The sequence below is a fragment of the Micrococcus sp. iso_229 genome (assembly GCF_058072725.1).
On record NZ_CM176514.1, the window covers coordinates 277,995 to 292,640 of the forward strand.

The following is a 14,646-nucleotide window of genomic DNA, read 5'->3' on the forward strand; positions in this document are numbered from 1 at the left end:
TCTCAGCCCAGGAGCCGGCGCACGGCGGCGAGCGTCCGCTCGGCCTCGGCCGGCTCGGCCGTGAGCCGCGCGATGACCTCCGCGAGGTCCGTGCGCAGGCCGGCCTCGGCGTCGTCGGCCGGGGCGTGGAGCCACGCCCGCAGGGCGCGGTTGTGGACGGCCACCACGGCCGCCGCCAGCCCGACGGCGATCCCGCCGCGCGCGGGCGTGTCCGGCAGGGCCGTGGCGAGCCAGCCGGAGAACAGCTCCGTGTAGCGGTGCGAGGTGAGCAGCTCGCGCGTGCGCAGCGACTGGGAGCCGCGCAGCAGGCGGGAGCGCGCCCGGGCCCGGTCCGGATCGGCGGTGTGATGCCGGAAGACCTGGAGGACCGCCTCCTCGAGGGCCTCCCGCACGCCGAGGGAGGTGCCGCGCAGGAAGTCGTTTAGGCGGGCGAGCAGCGCCGCGTGGTCGGCGAAGACCACCTCCTCCTTCCCTCCGAGGTGGCGGAAGAAGCTGGCCCGGCTCATGCCGGCCTGGCGGGCAAGCTGGTCGGCCGTGACGGCGTCGTAGCCCTCGCGGTCCAGGAGGTGGATCAGGGCGGTGAGAGTGTCCTCGGCGGGCGTCGTCATGCGGGCCATGGTGCCACGGGCGCGGCACAGGAGTGAGACTGCGTCTGATTCTGTGAGATGGCGTGTCAGTCGGTGTAGGGTGATGACAGACACACCCATCTCTCCGACCCCGCCCGGGAGGCCACCATGACCGAGACCCTGCCCACCGTCGAGCCCGAGTACGACGTCGCCATGCCGCTGGACACCGACTTCTACCTGGCGCTCGCGGACGTCTCCGACGCCGAGAAGGACGTGTGGCGTCGGGCCCGCGCCTTCGCGCTCGAGCCGGACGTGCTGCCCCGGATCCGGGAGGCGTGGGACCGTCACGAGTACCCGCTCGACCTCGTGGCCCGCCTGGGCCAGGCCGACCTGCTGCGCGACGGCGTCCCCGTGGACGGGCTGCCCGACGTCTCCCGCGTGGCCGCGGGTTTGGCCATGATGGAGCTCTCGCGCCTGGACGGCTCGATCGCCACGATGACGGGCGTGCAGGGCGGTCTGGCCATGCGCTCGATCCAGCTGTGCGGCAGCGAGGAGCAGCGTGCCGAGCACCTGCCGGCCATGGCGCGCGGCGAGCTCTACGGCGCCTTCGCGCTCACGGAGCCGACCCACGGCTCCGACTCCGTCTCGCTGGAGACCCGCGCCGAGCGCGTCGACGGCGGCTGGCGGCTGCACGGGCACAAGAAGTGGATCGGCAACGGGGCCGCCGGCGGGGTGACCGTGGTGTGGGCGCGCAGCGCCGAGGACGAGAAGGTCCGCGGGTTCATCGTGCGCCAGGAGTCCGAGGGCTACACGGCCGAGGTCATCAAGGGCAAGGTCGCGCTGCGGGCCATCGACCAGGCCCACATCACCCTCGACGGCGTGTTCGTGCCCGACGCCGACGTCCTGCCCGAGGCCCGCTCCTTCAAGGACACCTCCCGCGTCCTCTTCGCCACGCGCGTGGGGGTCGCGTGGTCCGCCCTCGGGAAGGCCGTGGGCTGCTACGAGGCGGCGGTGCAGTACGCGGGGCAGCGCATCCAGTTCGGCCGGCCGCTGGCCGCCGCTCAGAGCGTGCAGACCCGCCTGGCCGAGATGCTCTCCCAGCTCACCCAGGTGCAGCTGCTCGTGCTGCGCGCGACCCGGCTCGAGGACGAGGGCCGGCTCACCGGGCCGATGGCGTCCATGGCCAAGTACTCGGCGACGCGCGCCGCGCGGTCCATCGCCGCGAACGCGCGTGACCTGCTCGGTGGCAACGGCATCCTCATCCAGAACGAGGTGGCCCGCCACTTCGCGGACATCGAGGCGATCCACACCTACGAGGGCACCGAGACCGTGCAGGGGCTGATCATCGGCCGCGAGATCACGGGGGTCGGCGCGTTCGTGTGAGATGACGCGAGCGGGGGGCGGCGTGAGCCAGAGATTTCCGCTGGTACGCACGCCCCCCTGCCGCTGATTCGTCTGGCTCGGCGGCCGATTCGTCTGGCTCACGCAGGCAGAGGGAGCCGCAGGTGGGCGGCGAGGTCGCGCAGCAGGGCGTCGAGGCCGCGCCGAGTGAAGACGCTGGCGGCCACGCGCAGCACGATCCACCCCTCGGCCTGCATCCGGCGGTCGCGCTCGATGTCACGGCGCCACTGCTGCGGGTCCGTCCGGTGATGATCGCCCTCGTACTGCACGCAGACGCGGGCCTCCCGCCACACCAGGTCCGGCCGGACGGTGGACCCGTCACGCAGCAGAAGCAGCGGATTCACCTCCGGCTCCGGCACACCCGCGTCGGTCAGCGCCAGTCGCAGGAGCGTCTCGGCCCTCGAATCCGCGCCGTCCCTGAGCAGCGGCAGGGCCGCCCGCAAGGTCCGCGTCCCTCGCCTCCCGCGCACCCGGAGCACCTCCGCCTCCAGATCACGCACGGTGCACCGCGGATGCTCGCCGGGGCGACGCCGGCCCGCCGGGCCGTCAGCCCGTTGCAGCAGGCTGTCCCCGGCGGCGGCGACGTCGGCCAACGGCAGACCCAGCTGCGCCAGCGCCGCCCAGGTGGCGGCCGGCGTCGTGATCCGCACCCCGGCCCGCACCAGCACGGGGTCCTGCGGGTGCAGCTCATGCCCGACGACGCCGCTGCGGCGCGGCGCCCCGCCCTCGGCCCGCGTGCGCGCCAGATGGATGGGGCCGCGCTCCCACTGCCGCGGCAGCCACATCCCCCAGAGGCGAGCGGCGGTGGCGTGGGTGGCCGCGGTGCCGGGGTTCGTCCGCTGGAGGGCGCGGACGACGTCGGCCAGTGAGGGCTGACCCCCGGCGGTGTGCCGCAGCCCGTGGTGCGGGGCATCGAACCGGGGGCTGCGCAGCTGCGAGGCCGTCAGACCGGCCTGCAGCCCCGCGGCGACCGGGAAGACGGGGCTGGGGGCGGCGTCGTGGTGCGGAGGAGGGGCGACCATGCCGCCAGCCTCCCCTTCCGTGGGAGGGCTCGGCGCCGCGGCCGCGAGGGCTGTGGAGGGCGAGCCGGGCCGGCGGCCCTGTGCAGGAGCCGCTGAATCGTCTGGCTCACGTCCCCCACGCGTTCGGGCGGCGCTGAGCCAGACGAATCGGTCGTGACAGCCCCCTCAGAACAGCAGAAACGTCTGGCTCGCGCCCGCCGCAGCGTGCTGGCTCGCGCCCGTCGCAGCGTGCCGGCGCACCCAGCACCGCTCAGCCCTTCGGGGCGTAGTACCGGCCGAGGGTCTCGGCCTTGAGCTCCGCGAGCGTGCCGTCCTGCATGGCCGCGCGGATCCGGTCCACGAGCGAGACCGTGAACCGCTCGTTGTGGATGGAGAGGAGCGTGTGCGCCACCATCTCCTTCGCCTTGAACAGGTGCCGCAGGTACGCGCGGGAGTAGTGGGCGCACGTGTAGCAGTCGCACTCGGGGTCCAGCGGCCCGAAGTCGCGGCGGTACTTCGCCCCGGGCAGGTTGTAGCGCCCGTCGCGGGTGTAGAACGCGCCGGTGCGGGCCACCCGGGTGGGGGAGACGCAGTCGAAGGTGTCGGCGCCGTTCTCGACGGCGGTGAACAGGTCGTCGGGCTCGGAGATGCCCAGCAGGTGGCGCGGCTTGTCCTCGGGCAGCTCCTGCGCGCACCAGCCCACGATGGTCCCGAGGTTCTCCTTCTCAAGGGCCCCGCCGACGCCGTAGCCGTCGAAGCCGGAGGCCACGCCGTCGAGCTCCCCCGCGGCCGGGAACTCGGCCCGCATCGCCGCGAGGTCACGGCAGGCCTTGCGGCGCAGGTCCTCGTACTGGGCCCCCTGGATCACGCCGAACAGCGCCTGGTACGGCCGCGCCGCGCGCACCCCGGTGAGGCGGGCGTGCTCGTCGAGGCAGCGCTGGGCCCAGCGGCGGGTGCGCTCGAGCGCCTCCTCCTGGTAGCCGCGGGAGTTGTGCAGGGTGGTCAGCTCGTCGAAGGCGAACATGATGTCCGCGCCGAGGTTGTGCTGGATGCCCACGGACACCTCGGGGGTGAACCGGTGCCGGTCCCCGGTGAGGTGGGACTTGAACCAGACGCCGTCGTCGTCGACATTGGCCAGGCGCTCCTTGCCGGGGGCGACGGCGTCGTCGGCGCCCTGCCCCTCGGGCGCGCCGGGGCCCTTCATGTCGATGACCTTCTTGAAGCCCGAGCCGAGGCTCATCACCTGGAAGCCGCCCGAGTCCGTGAAGGTCGGCCCGGGCCAGTTCATGAACGCGCCGAGGCCGCCGGCCTCGTCCAGGAGGTCGTCACCGGGCTGCAGGTACAGGTGATACGCGTTGGCCAGCAGCGCCTGCGCGCCGAGCTCCGCCATGGACTCGGGCAGCACGGCCTTCACCGAGGCCTGCGTCGCGACGGGGATGAACGCCGGCGTCTGGATCCGCCCGTGCGGCGTGGTGATCACGCCGGTGCGCCCGAGCGGGGCGCCGTCCGCACCGCCGGTCTCCAGCCGGTGCGTCACCTCGAAGCCGAACTGCGAGGGATGCGCGGGGGCACCGGAGGCGGGCTGCGGCGTCGGGGCGGCGGGGGTCTCAGGCATGGGACCCAGGGTAGTGCGCGGGCGTCGGGCGGAGCGGGCGTGCGGACGACGACGGGGCGGCCTCCGCTGGGAGACCGCCCCGTCCTCAGGCCCGGCAGCCGTCGCCGGGACCGTTCACTCCACGCGGATCTTCGTGGAGTCGACGACCGTGCTGCCGTGGAGGATGTCCACGGTGCCCAGGTACACGCTCGTGCCGTCCGAGGTCAGGGTGCCCTGGAAGACGTGCTCCGCCCCGGGCTTCACGTCCGCGGACGCCGGGTCGAACACGAGGTTCCCCGCGTCTCCGTCCTTCGGGAAGAACACGCGCAGGGTGTAGTCGATCGGCGCGTCGGAGTCCTTCAGGTCCGCGCCGGGCTTGGCCACCACGTAGATCCTGTGCTGCGGGGCCGAGCTGATGATCGACTGCTCCAGCACCTCCATTCCGGTGCCGCGCGTGACCGACCGTGCCACCGGGTAGCTGGACCACGAGCTGGTCACGTAGATGTCCAGATCCACGTCCGGGTCCGCGGCCTCCGCCTCGATGCGGACCTTGGGGTAGCCCCGCGGGTACGCGAAGTCGTGGGCGGTGAGAGCCGCGTCCGAGGCGTCGAACACGGCGCGGCGCACGGTGGAGCCGGTGTACTGGTCACCACGCACGAGCCCGTTCACGCGGGTGGACAGCGTGCCGTCGATGCCGGAGACCACGGGCAGCTCCAGCGTGTCCGCGTCGCGGGCCACGGTGATCGCGGCCGGTGCGTCGGCGATGCCGGGGCGCACCACCACGGGGATCCGGACCTGCTTGCCGGCGGGGCCGGACCACACCACGTGGCCGGTGGCCCACTGGCCCGCGGGCGCACCTGCGGCGGTGACGGTGATCGCCACGTCCTGCTCGCTGCCGCGCGTCGGCCGGATGACGTTCGGGGACACGGCGACGTCGAGGCCCTGGAGCCCCTCCACGTGGGCGGTCCAGGTGCCGTTGTTGCCGCCCACGTTCTTCAGGGTGCGGGTGACGGTCTGCGAGCCGTACAGCTCACTGATCGCCAGGGAGGGGACGTTCAGCTCGGCGGCCGGGATGGGGTGCTCCGAGACCGGCTCACCCGTGTTCGACCACGCGATGCCCTGGCCGGCGAGGTAGTCGTACCAGTCCTGCTGGTCCGAGTCGAAGACCAGGCCCGGGTCCAGTGCCTTCAGCGGGTCGACGAACCCGGCGCCGCCCGCGAAGGGCGAGGTGGCCGAGGCGTGGTCGCGCGCCGTCGTCATCAGGGCGGACTTGATGCCCATCGGGCTCAGATCCGGGCGCGCCTGCTTCAGAAGCGCTCCCAGGCCCGCGATGTGCGGGGAGGACATCGAGGTGCCGGAGGAGTAGGCGAACCGCTCGCCGCCGTTGTCCGGCGAGTAGGCCGCGAGGACGTCCACGCCCGGTGCCGAGACGTCCGGCTTGAGCAGGCCGGACTTCGCCGCCAGCGACGGCCCGCGCGAGGAGAACCCGGCGACCTCGGGCACGCGGGTCGCGGTGCCCTCGTTCGTGGCCAGGATGCGGCCGGTCGGGCGGTCCGTCTTCACGTAGGCGAGCAGCCGGTCCCGCTCCGTGTGGGACAGGTGCACGGCGGGGATCGCGTGCAGATCCGCGTTGAGCCCGGCGTCGGTCACGTTCACGAGGGCCATGCCGGCGCCTCCGGCGTCTGCGACGACCTGGGACTTCTCGGCGCGGGCGTTCTCGCCGCGGTCGCAGACCACGAGCTTGCCCGCGGTGGCCGCCGAGTCGAGGGTGCCGGGCAGGCAGAGGGCCGCCGAGGCAGAGGTGGCACCGGCCGCGGCGACGTCGCCGGCGTAGACCATCGGGGTCTCCGCCTCGAGCGGTGCGGTGATGGACGAGCCGATGAAGCGCTGACCGTCCCCGGTGACGAGGGTCTGCTCGTAGACCGCATGGGTGGAGGCGGCCACCGTCGTGATCCACGGGGACGGGTGCGCCGTCGTCGAGACCGTGGGCCCGGAGTTGCCGGAGGACGCGGCCACGAACACGCCGGCGCTCGCGGCGTGCATGAACGCGACCTCCACCGGGTCCACCACGTTGGTCGTGGTGCCGGAGATGGAGTAGTTGAGCACGTCCACGCCGTCGGCGACGGCGGCGTTGATCGCCGCGACCGTGTCTGACGTGGCGCAGCCGCCGGAGGGCACGCCCTCCCAGCACGCCTTGTACGCGGCCACGTGGGCGCCGGGGGCCATGCCCGAGATCGTGCCGCGTTCGACACCGTCGACGACGGCGCTCACCCCGGAGTTGCCCGCGGCGGTGGACGCGGTGTGGGTGCCGTGACCGCCTGCGTCCAGCGGGGACAGGGTCTCGACCGGCGCCAGGCGTCCCGTGCCGAAGCCGTTGACGAAGTACTTCGCGCCGATCAGCTTGTCGTTGCAGGAGTCGGTGGCGAACGCGTCCTCATCACCGGTCTCGCACCCGCCGACCCAGTCGGCAGGGGCGGCCGGGTGCCCCTGGTCCTGGAAGGACGGCGCCTCCGGACGGATCCCCGAGTCCACGATCCCCACGACGACACCGCGACCGGCGTCCTGTGCGGGCGTCTTCTTGCCCACCACCTGGGCCCAGAGGCCCTTCTTGCCGGTGAGCCCGAGGACGTCGGGGGAGGAGACGGTGTCGAGCGGGCGGATCTCGTCCGGGACGACGGCCAGCACCGCCGGGTCCGCCGAGAGGGCGGCGGCCTCCTCCGCCGTGAAGGTGCCCGCGAAGCCGTTGAGGGCCGTGGTGTAGCGGGTGTGCGGGGTGTCGGGACCGGCGCCGGCGCGCCGCAGGGTCGCGTCCTGGTTCTTCTTCAGGTGGGCGGCGTACGCCTTGGCGTTCGCGCTCTTCGGCTGGAACCCGTTCTCCCGGCCCTTGCCCTTGCCGGGCTTGGTGGGGGCGAACCCGGGGGTGCCGCCGTCATAGGAGGCCACGGGCTGCTCGGCGAGCAGGACGATGTAGCCGCCGTCTTCGAACGTCTCGGGGGCGGTGCGCGGCTGCGCCGGATCCGGCGTCGGCGCGGGGGCCGCGGCGACAGCGTCGTCGACGGCGGAGCCGCCCGGGTCGGTCGTGGCGGAGGCCGAGGCCGCGCCCGCCAGGACCAGGGCGAGCGCAGAGGTGATCCCGAGCGCCTGCTGGCGGCGGGAGTGCGAGTGAGTCATGGAAAGCCCTTCGGTGAGTGGGTCCGGCCCGCGGGTGGGGACGGGGTGCTTCCTCGAACCCGCGCCGGCCCGCCCGCGGGCCGTTCGAGCCATCCCATCACTGTGAGAGCCGTCACAGGGTGGTGTGCGCTAGCGTGAACACGCCATGGCGTGATCCCGCCACCCCGGGGGAGCTCCGCGCGTCGGGCCGTGACCGAGGCCGCTCGCCCGGCAGGAAGGGAGGGGTCGCATGGACATGGCGGGCCACGCCGGGCTGGACCCGGCGGACGTCGACGTCTTCCGCGCCCTCCTGGCCCGGCCCGAGACTCTGGCCGCCGACCTCGACCCCGCTGCGGTCGACCGCCTGGAGGCGCTCGGCCTGGTGCGCCGCGGCGTCGACGGGGCCCTCGCCGCACTGCCCCCGCACCGGCCCCTGCTGGCGGAGGCGCACCGGGCCCAGTCCCGTGCGGATGCCCTGCGGGAGACCGCGGAGACGCTGCGGGCGGAGTTCCACCGGCGTCCCGGGGCTGCCCGCGACGCCGTGGAGGTGGTGGTCGGAGGGCCGGAGATCGTCGGCGCGGGCGTGCAGATCGCGCGGCAGGCGCGCCGGCTCGTCCGTGGCTTCGACCGCGGCCCCTACTTCCATGACGGCTCCCTGCCGGACGACGCGCAATCCCGCTCCTGGACGCGCGGTGTGCCGTGGCGCGTGGTCTACGAGGGGCGGTCCCTGCAGGCCGAGCCGCCGGACCGGTGGGAACACCTCGGCTCGACGCCCGGAGAGACCGGCCGGATCCTGCCGCGGCTGCCGTTCAAGCTGCTGATCGCCGACGACGACGCCGCGCTCGTCGGCCTGGCCGGTGCGGCCGGCCAGGGGGAGGCCCTCGTGGTGCGGGGATCCCTGCTCGTCGACGCGTTCGTGCGGCTGTTCGAACTCCAGTGGGAGCTGGCCCTGCCGATCGCCGACGTCGCCCGGGGCGGAGACGACGGGGCTGACGGCCTCGGGGGTGACGTCCTGACCGAGGTGGAACGGCGGCTCGTGGCGATGCTCAGCTCCGGGATGACGGATGAGGCGATGGCCCGCGCCATCGGGCTCTCGCACCGCACGGTGCAACGGCGCCTGGCCGACCTTGCCCGACGGGTGGGTGCGGAAGGCCGGTTCCAGCTGGGCGTGCAGGCTGCGCGCCGCGGCTGGGTGTGACGGCCGAGGTCACCGCCGCGGGCGTCAAGCGGAGCGGGCCGCCCCGGCTCAGCCCAGCACCTCCCGCGCCACCGCGCTCGCCACCACCAGGTCTTGCCAGGGCATGCCGGTGGTGACGAGCAGGGCGGGCGCTCCCTCCCGACGACGCGCGGTCCCTGCCACGAGCTTGGCCAGCGTCACTGTGTCCTCGATCCCGGCCAGGGCCCCGGAGGCCACCGCGAGGGTCACGTCCCCGGCCTCGCGGGCGGCCGAGTCCCGCGACTCCACCGCCACGGTCGCGCGGCGGGCCAAAGCGTCGTCGGTCTCGCGGGCGTCCGTGGTGTGCGAGCCCATCGCCACGACCGTCGCGTGCTCCGGCACGAGCGTCCCGTCGAACAGCGGGGCCGGCGCGGCCGTGCACGTCACCACGACGTCCGCCTCCGCCACGGCCTCCGGGCCCGCGGCGCTCGCGGGCACGCCGAGCTCCGCTTCGACGCGCGCGGCCAGGGCGGCGGCCCGGTCGGCGTCGCGGCCCACCACGGACACCCGCTCCAGCCCGAACACGTCCTGGAACGTGAGCGCGTGCTCCCACGCCTGCACGCCCGTGCCGAACACGACCAGGTGCCGGGGCGAGGCGTCCGCGAGCAGCCGCACCCCGAGCGCGGACACCGCAGAGGTGCGCAGGCCCGTCAGCTCGACGCCGTCCAGCACGGCCCGCGGGGCCTGGCCGGGGGTGCCGGGGGCGCCGAACAGCACGTAGACGCCCTGGATGACGGGCAGTCCGCGCTCGGGGTTGTCCGGCGTGAGGGTGAGCAGCTTGGTGCCGACCTCGCCCCCGCGCGTCGAGGGCATCTGCAGCAGCTGCCCGGCGGCGGTGGCCACGCGGGTGCGGGGGGCGTCGGCCTCCGGGTCCAGGCCGGCGGCGAGGGCCGCCTCCAGCGCGTCGACGGCGGCGCGCGGGCTCAGGGCGGCGCGCACGGCGGGGCCGTCGATCCAGGGCAGGCCGGGGGCGGTCGAGGTCGGGGTGCTCATGGCCCCACCCTACGGAGGGGCGGGACGGGGCGGGGCGGGCGAGACGACCGGCCCGGCATGGCCGCGGGCGGGCCTCGGCGCGAGGGGCGGCTCAGCCGAACAGCGTGCGGAAGTTCACCAGGATCCGGCGCGGGTGCTCGGGGTCGACGGCGGCCAGCCCCGCCACCGTGGGCTCGTACTCGCCCGGGGCGAAGTACCCGTGGTCGCGGTAGATCTCGAGGCGCTCGAGGATCCCGGCCTGGTCCAGCTCCGGGTGGAACTGGGTGGCGTACTGGCGGGTGCCGAGCCGGAACATCTGCACGGGGCAGTCGGCGCCCGCGGCGAGCAGCACCGCGCCGGGCGGCAGCGCGCTCATCGCCTCCTTGTGACCGACGTACGCCGCGAACCTGCGCGGGACCCCGGCCAGCAGCGGATCCGCGGCACCTTCGTCGGTGAGCGTGACCTCGACGGGCGCGGCCGATTCGCCGTAGGCGTTGTCCACGACGCCGCCGGCGTGCCGGCCCAGCGTGCCGACGCCGTAGCAGCAGCCGAGGAACGGCAGGTCTCGGCGCCGGACGACGTCGAGCATCCGCCCCAGCTCCGCCTCCACGGCGCGCTGCACGGGGGACTTGGTCTCCTCGGGGTCGGTGCCCGTGAACGGGCTGCCGGGCAGGATCACGGCGGCGACGTCCGCGAGCTCCGCCTCCCAGTCCAGGCCGTCGGCCGCGGCCGGCTGCTGCACCGCGCGGTCCAGGCGCAGCACGCGCAGCCGGCCCTCCGGGTAGCCGCCGAGCCGCTCGACGGCCTCGACCTCGGCGGCCGCGGCGTCGTCCTCGGGGCGCGTCTGGACGAGCAGGAACGGCCGTGGGTGCGGGCTCGGGACGGCGTCGGTCGGGGTGGTCATCTCGGCAGACTAGCGGGGCACGAGGCCGGGAGGGCGTGGCGTCGTCGTGGGGCGTCGTCGGGGGCGGGCCGCGGTCAGCGGTCGGCCCAGGGGCGGGCGTCGGAGGCCCACGGCAGGGGACGGACGCGTTCCTCGGGCAGCGGGTCCGTGGCCAGCCGGCCGTAGCGGTGCACGTCGAGCCGCCGCCCGCCCGCACGGAGGCGGCCGCGCTGCGTGCCTTCGTGACGGAGCCCGGCGGCCCGGGCGACGGCTCCCGTCGTCGGGCCGTCCGCCCGGTGGGCCAGTTCGATCCGCTCGAGGCCGCCCTCGGCCAGCTCGGCGTCCGCCACGGTGGTCGCCGCACGGGACATGATCGCGTCCCCGCGCCAGCCCTGATGCAGCCAGGCGGTGAGCGCGCCGATGCCGTGTGCCTCGTCGCGCACGACGGCGACCAGGCCGATCAGCGTGTCCGTCCCGCGCTCCACCACGGCGACGGCGTCCGCCTCCTCTGCCTGGACCAGCCCGTCGACGTAGGCGCGGGCGGAGGTCTCGTCGGTGACCTCTGCGGGATCGGCCATGCCGACGGTGCCCGCGTGGAAGGCCGCCAGGACGGCGGCCGCGTCCGTGGAGCGGAGGGGGCGGAGCTGGGCGGGTGCGGAGCCGGTCATGCCGGGAGCATAACCCCGACACGGGCTGGAAAGTGAGGTGCGCCACACGAACCGGACCCTGGAGGGCGGGTCACCGGGGACGGGGCCGGCTCTCGACGCCCGTCCTGCGGCCGGGCCTCACCGGCGCGTGGCGGCCTTCGCCTCGAGCTCGTCGGCGAGGGTGCGCAGCGTGCCGAGCTCACGGGCGATGCGGGAATCCAGGTCGGCGTCCGTGAGCGTCTCGGAGCCGCCGCGGGCACGCAGATAGAGCAGCTGGTCGAACCGGGCGCGGCGCCACTGATACTCGGCCTCGGCGTCGCGGGCCTGCAGGGCGCGGGAGATCTCCCGGTCGTAGAGCGGCGGCTCGTTGAGCTGGCGCTGGCGCACCTCGAGCACCCGGGCCGCCCGGCCCGGCTCGGAGGGGACCTCGTCCGCCTCGAGCAGGCGCCGACCGAGGTTGGCGGCGGCGATGTGCTCGCCCTCCTCGCGCAGGATCAGCGACGCCAGGGACAGCGCGGCCTGGATGGACTTCCACCGCCCCACGGCCCCGTCCCACGGCAGGTTCGTCAGCAGGCCCAGGGTGGCGAGCGTGCCCTCGGTGTCCTCGTGCAGCAGGTAGAGCCGCTCGGCCATGCCGAACACGTCCTCCAGCTGGGAGCCGGAGCGCAGGTTCAACCCGTGGGAGAGCCGGGCCGCGGTGGCGGTCAGCTCGGTGTCCTCGAGGTGGCGCTTGCCGACGGCGACGATCCGCTCCTCGGGGGATCCCGCGTCCACGGGGGAGAAGGTGGTGTCCGGGATGGCCCTGCGCTCCTCCGGGCGGTCCGTTCGGACCCGGATCACGGAGCCGTGCGCGATCTTGACCTCGCGGCCGCCCTCGAGGGTGGCGATCACGAGCGCGGGGGTGCCGAAGTCGTCCCGCATCACCCGGGTCGAGGCCACGGGCGGGGCGGGCTCGCCGCGGCGGGTCAGGAAGCTGTCCCCGGGCTGCACGTCCTGGGACTTCAGATGGCGGAGATAGCCGCCGACGACCGGTGCCATGCTCAGCGCCCCCATCCCACGTGGGCGAGGGCCTGGCGCACCAGGTCCCCGCGGCCACCGATGAACTCGGCCTGGATGTCCTCGCCGAGGGCCTCCTCGGGGGTGAGCCAGGTCAGCTCGAGCGCGTTCTGGCGCGGCTGGCACTCACCCGTCACAGGCACCACGTAGACCAGGGCCACGGCGTGCTGTCGGTCGTCCGTCAGCCCGGTCTCGGACGGCGCCGGGAAGTACTCGGCGACGGTGCAGGGGACCACCGACGGCGGCAGCTGCGGGAAGGCGAGGGGGCCGAGGTCCTTCTCCAGGTGGCGCATCAGCGCGGCGCGGATGGTCTCCCGGTACTGGACGCGGCCGGAGACGAACGTCCGCTGGAACGTGCCGGTCTCGTCCGCCACGTAGAGCAGGCCGATCTCGGTGACGTAGCCGAGGGAGTCCAGCCGCACCGGGATGGCCTCCACATACACCATGGGCAGCCGACGCCGGGCCTCGTAGAGGTCCTCGTCGGACAGCCAGCCCGGATTCGGGTCGGGGGTGCGCACGCTCATGGTTCTGTTCTACCGGAGTTCCGCGCCGGGGGCACACCGGGTCCCGCGTGTTCCGCTCACCACTTGGCGCGGAAGTACTGCCGGGCCATCGGCACCTGCTCCGAGGGGACGTCGAGCGCGAGGGCGGCCGCGGTCGGCCAGTTCGGGTTCGCCAGGGCGGCGCGGCCCACGCAGACGGCGTCGGCGCGGTCCTCGTCCACCACGGCTGCGACCTCCTCGGCGCCGGTCAGCGAGCCGACGGCGGACACCAGGATCCCCTCGGTGCCCTCCTTCACGGCGGTGGCCAGCGGCACCTGATAGCCCGGGCCCTGGGGGCCCTCGTAGGTGTCCCCGATGCCCGCGGAGGACAGGTCGAACCAGTGCACCTGTCCCTGCAGCTCCTGCGCCAGGCGGACGGTCTCCTCGATGCTCCAGCCGCCCTCGACCCAGTCCGAGCCGGAGATGCGGATGCCGAGGACCTTGTCCGCGGGCCACACCTCGCGCACGGCCGCCACGACCTCCTTGAGGAAGCGGGTGCGGCCCTCGAAGTCCCCGCCGTACTCGTCGGTCCGGGTGTTGGTCAGCGGCGAGAGGAACTGGTGGATGAGGTAGCCGTGGGCGGCGTGCAGCTGCACGGCGCCGAAGCCGGCACGGTCGGCGCGCTCGGCGGCGTCAGCGAAGGCCTGGACGGTCTCCCGGATCTCGTCCACCCGCATCGCGTGGGTGCGGATCTCCATGGAGTTGGTGGCCACGCCGGAGGGGGAGAGGGTCTCCCAGGAGTCGGGGCCCTCCAGGATCGGCTGCCCGGCGGGCGCGCCCGGGTGCATGGGGACGGTCGAGGCCTTGGCGCCGGCGTGACCCAGCTGGATGGCGGGCAGGGCACCCTCGGAGGCGATGAACGCGGCGATCGGCGCCCACGCGTCCTGCTGCTCGTCGTTCCACAGGCCGGTGTCCCACGGGGAGATGCGACCCTCGGGCGTGACGGCGGTGGCCTCGGCCACCACGATCCCGAAACCACCAGCCGCGCGGGCGCCCAGGTGCTGGAACTGCCAGCCGTGCGGGACGCCGTCGCGCGCCTCGCACGAGTACTGGCACATCGGCGGCAGGATCAGGCGGTTGCGCACGCGCACGCCGTTGATCTCGATCGGTTCGAAGATCGCGGTCACGGCGGGGGCGTCGGTCTGCGGGGTGGCGGTCTGAGTCATGGACCCCACCCTACGAGCGGGTCCGGACACGGGAGGGCACGCGTCCGCCGCGGGCGGAAGGGTGGGCACGGCCCGCGCGACGAGAGAAGTCGTCACCGTTGCTGCGTCCACCCCTACCCTGGGCCCATGCCCTCCTACCGCGCCCGCCTGCAGATCGGCGACCTCCTGCCCGGCCACCGGCCCGAAGAGGTCATGGACCTGGCCGAGGCGGCCGTCCAGGCCACGCACGAGCTCGCGGCCAAGGACATCGAGGTCGTCGCGCGCGTCCCGCGGATCGTGCTGCGCTTCACGGTGCCCGGCTCGCACCGGGCCGGGGAGGACGCCGAGGCCGCCGAGGTGGCGCGGCGGATGGCGGAGGCGGTGTCCGGCGTCGCCGTGACGGGCCGGCTGGACGTGCTCCGGCGCGACGGCGGCCGGTGGGTCCCGGTGCCCGCTGGGCCCGGGCGCTGAAC

The 14,646-nt window shown here is 74.5% G+C and carries 13 protein-coding genes; 3 read left to right on the top strand and 10 right to left on the bottom strand.

Translation table 11 applies throughout. The annotated features are described in order from the left end of the window. Nucleotides 1-2: 2 nt before the first annotated feature. Nucleotides 3-608, bottom strand: a complete 606-nt coding sequence (locus tag AC3RKA_RS01330; RefSeq protein ID WP_049161321.1) for a TetR/AcrR family transcriptional regulator — start codon at nt 606-608, stop codon at nt 3-5. Nucleotides 609-734: 126 nt separating this feature from the next. On the opposite strand from AC3RKA_RS01330, the gene AC3RKA_RS01335 reads away from it, so the two are divergent. After that, nucleotides 735-1,949 (top strand): acyl-CoA dehydrogenase family protein, encoded by a 1,215-nt coding sequence (locus tag AC3RKA_RS01335; RefSeq protein ID WP_049161303.1) that lies wholly within the window; start codon nt 735-737, stop codon nt 1,947-1,949. Between the two features lie 98 nt (nt 1,950-2,047). On the opposite strand, the gene AC3RKA_RS01340 is transcribed toward AC3RKA_RS01335, so the two are convergent. The 3 genes from AC3RKA_RS01340 to AC3RKA_RS01350 form a co-directional block, all read right to left on the bottom strand. Then, complete coding sequence (locus AC3RKA_RS01340; RefSeq protein WP_410992914.1) at nt 2,048-2,989, bottom strand: endonuclease domain-containing protein; 942 nt, start codon at nt 2,987-2,989, stop codon at nt 2,048-2,050. A 250-nt stretch (nt 2,990-3,239) separates the two neighbouring features. Then, the gene (tgt, locus tag AC3RKA_RS01345) at nt 3,240-4,583 is read right to left on the bottom strand and encodes a tRNA guanosine(34) transglycosylase Tgt (RefSeq protein WP_060775709.1); all 1,344 of its coding nucleotides are present in this window, start codon (nt 4,581-4,583) and stop codon (nt 3,240-3,242) included. Between the two features lie 114 nt (nt 4,584-4,697). Beyond that, complete coding sequence (locus AC3RKA_RS01350) at nt 4,698-7,733, bottom strand: S8 family peptidase (protein WP_489727353.1); 3,036 nt, start codon at nt 7,731-7,733, stop codon at nt 4,698-4,700. A gap of 229 nt (nt 7,734-7,962) precedes the next feature. On the opposite strand from AC3RKA_RS01350, the gene AC3RKA_RS01355 reads away from it, so the two are divergent. Continuing rightward, the gene (locus AC3RKA_RS01355) at nt 7,963-8,910 is read left to right on the top strand and encodes a helix-turn-helix domain-containing protein (RefSeq protein ID WP_102708197.1); all 948 of its coding nucleotides are present in this window, start codon (nt 7,963-7,965) and stop codon (nt 8,908-8,910) included. A gap of 48 nt (nt 8,911-8,958) precedes the next feature. Here AC3RKA_RS01355 and AC3RKA_RS01360 read toward each other — a convergent pair whose 3' ends face one another. The 6 genes from AC3RKA_RS01360 to AC3RKA_RS01385 form a co-directional block, all read right to left on the bottom strand. After that, nucleotides 8,959-9,921 (bottom strand): ornithine cyclodeaminase family protein, encoded by a 963-nt coding sequence (locus AC3RKA_RS01360; protein ID WP_489727354.1) that lies wholly within the window; start codon nt 9,919-9,921, stop codon nt 8,959-8,961. A 91-nt stretch (nt 9,922-10,012) separates the two neighbouring features. Continuing rightward, nucleotides 10,013-10,804 carry a glutamine amidotransferase gene (locus tag AC3RKA_RS01365; RefSeq protein ID WP_489727355.1) on the bottom strand — a complete coding sequence of 264 codons (792 nt, stop codon included), beginning with the start codon at nt 10,802-10,804 and terminating at the stop codon, nt 10,013-10,015. A 74-nt stretch (nt 10,805-10,878) separates the two neighbouring features. Then, nucleotides 10,879-11,451 carry a GNAT family N-acetyltransferase gene (locus tag AC3RKA_RS01370; RefSeq protein WP_489727356.1) on the bottom strand — a complete coding sequence of 191 codons (573 nt, stop codon included), beginning with the start codon at nt 11,449-11,451 and terminating at the stop codon, nt 10,879-10,881. A gap of 117 nt (nt 11,452-11,568) precedes the next feature. Beyond that, nucleotides 11,569-12,468 (bottom strand): DUF6707 family protein, encoded by a 900-nt coding sequence (locus AC3RKA_RS01375; protein ID WP_489727357.1) that lies wholly within the window; start codon nt 12,466-12,468, stop codon nt 11,569-11,571. A gap of 2 nt (nt 12,469-12,470) precedes the next feature. Beyond that, complete coding sequence (locus tag AC3RKA_RS01380) at nt 12,471-13,010, bottom strand: NUDIX hydrolase family protein (protein ID WP_036316089.1); 540 nt, start codon at nt 13,008-13,010, stop codon at nt 12,471-12,473. Between the two features lie 56 nt (nt 13,011-13,066). Then, complete coding sequence (locus AC3RKA_RS01385) at nt 13,067-14,194, bottom strand: NADH:flavin oxidoreductase/NADH oxidase (RefSeq protein WP_489727358.1); 1,128 nt, start codon at nt 14,192-14,194, stop codon at nt 13,067-13,069. 126 nt (nt 14,195-14,320) lie between these two features. Here AC3RKA_RS01385 and AC3RKA_RS01390 point away from each other — a divergent pair, with 126 nt between their 5' ends. Continuing rightward, entirely contained in the window at nt 14,321-14,644 is a 324-nt protein-coding gene (locus AC3RKA_RS01390; RefSeq protein ID WP_065572907.1) for a hypothetical protein, read from the top strand. The last annotated feature ends 2 nt before the right edge of the window (nt 14,645-14,646 follow it).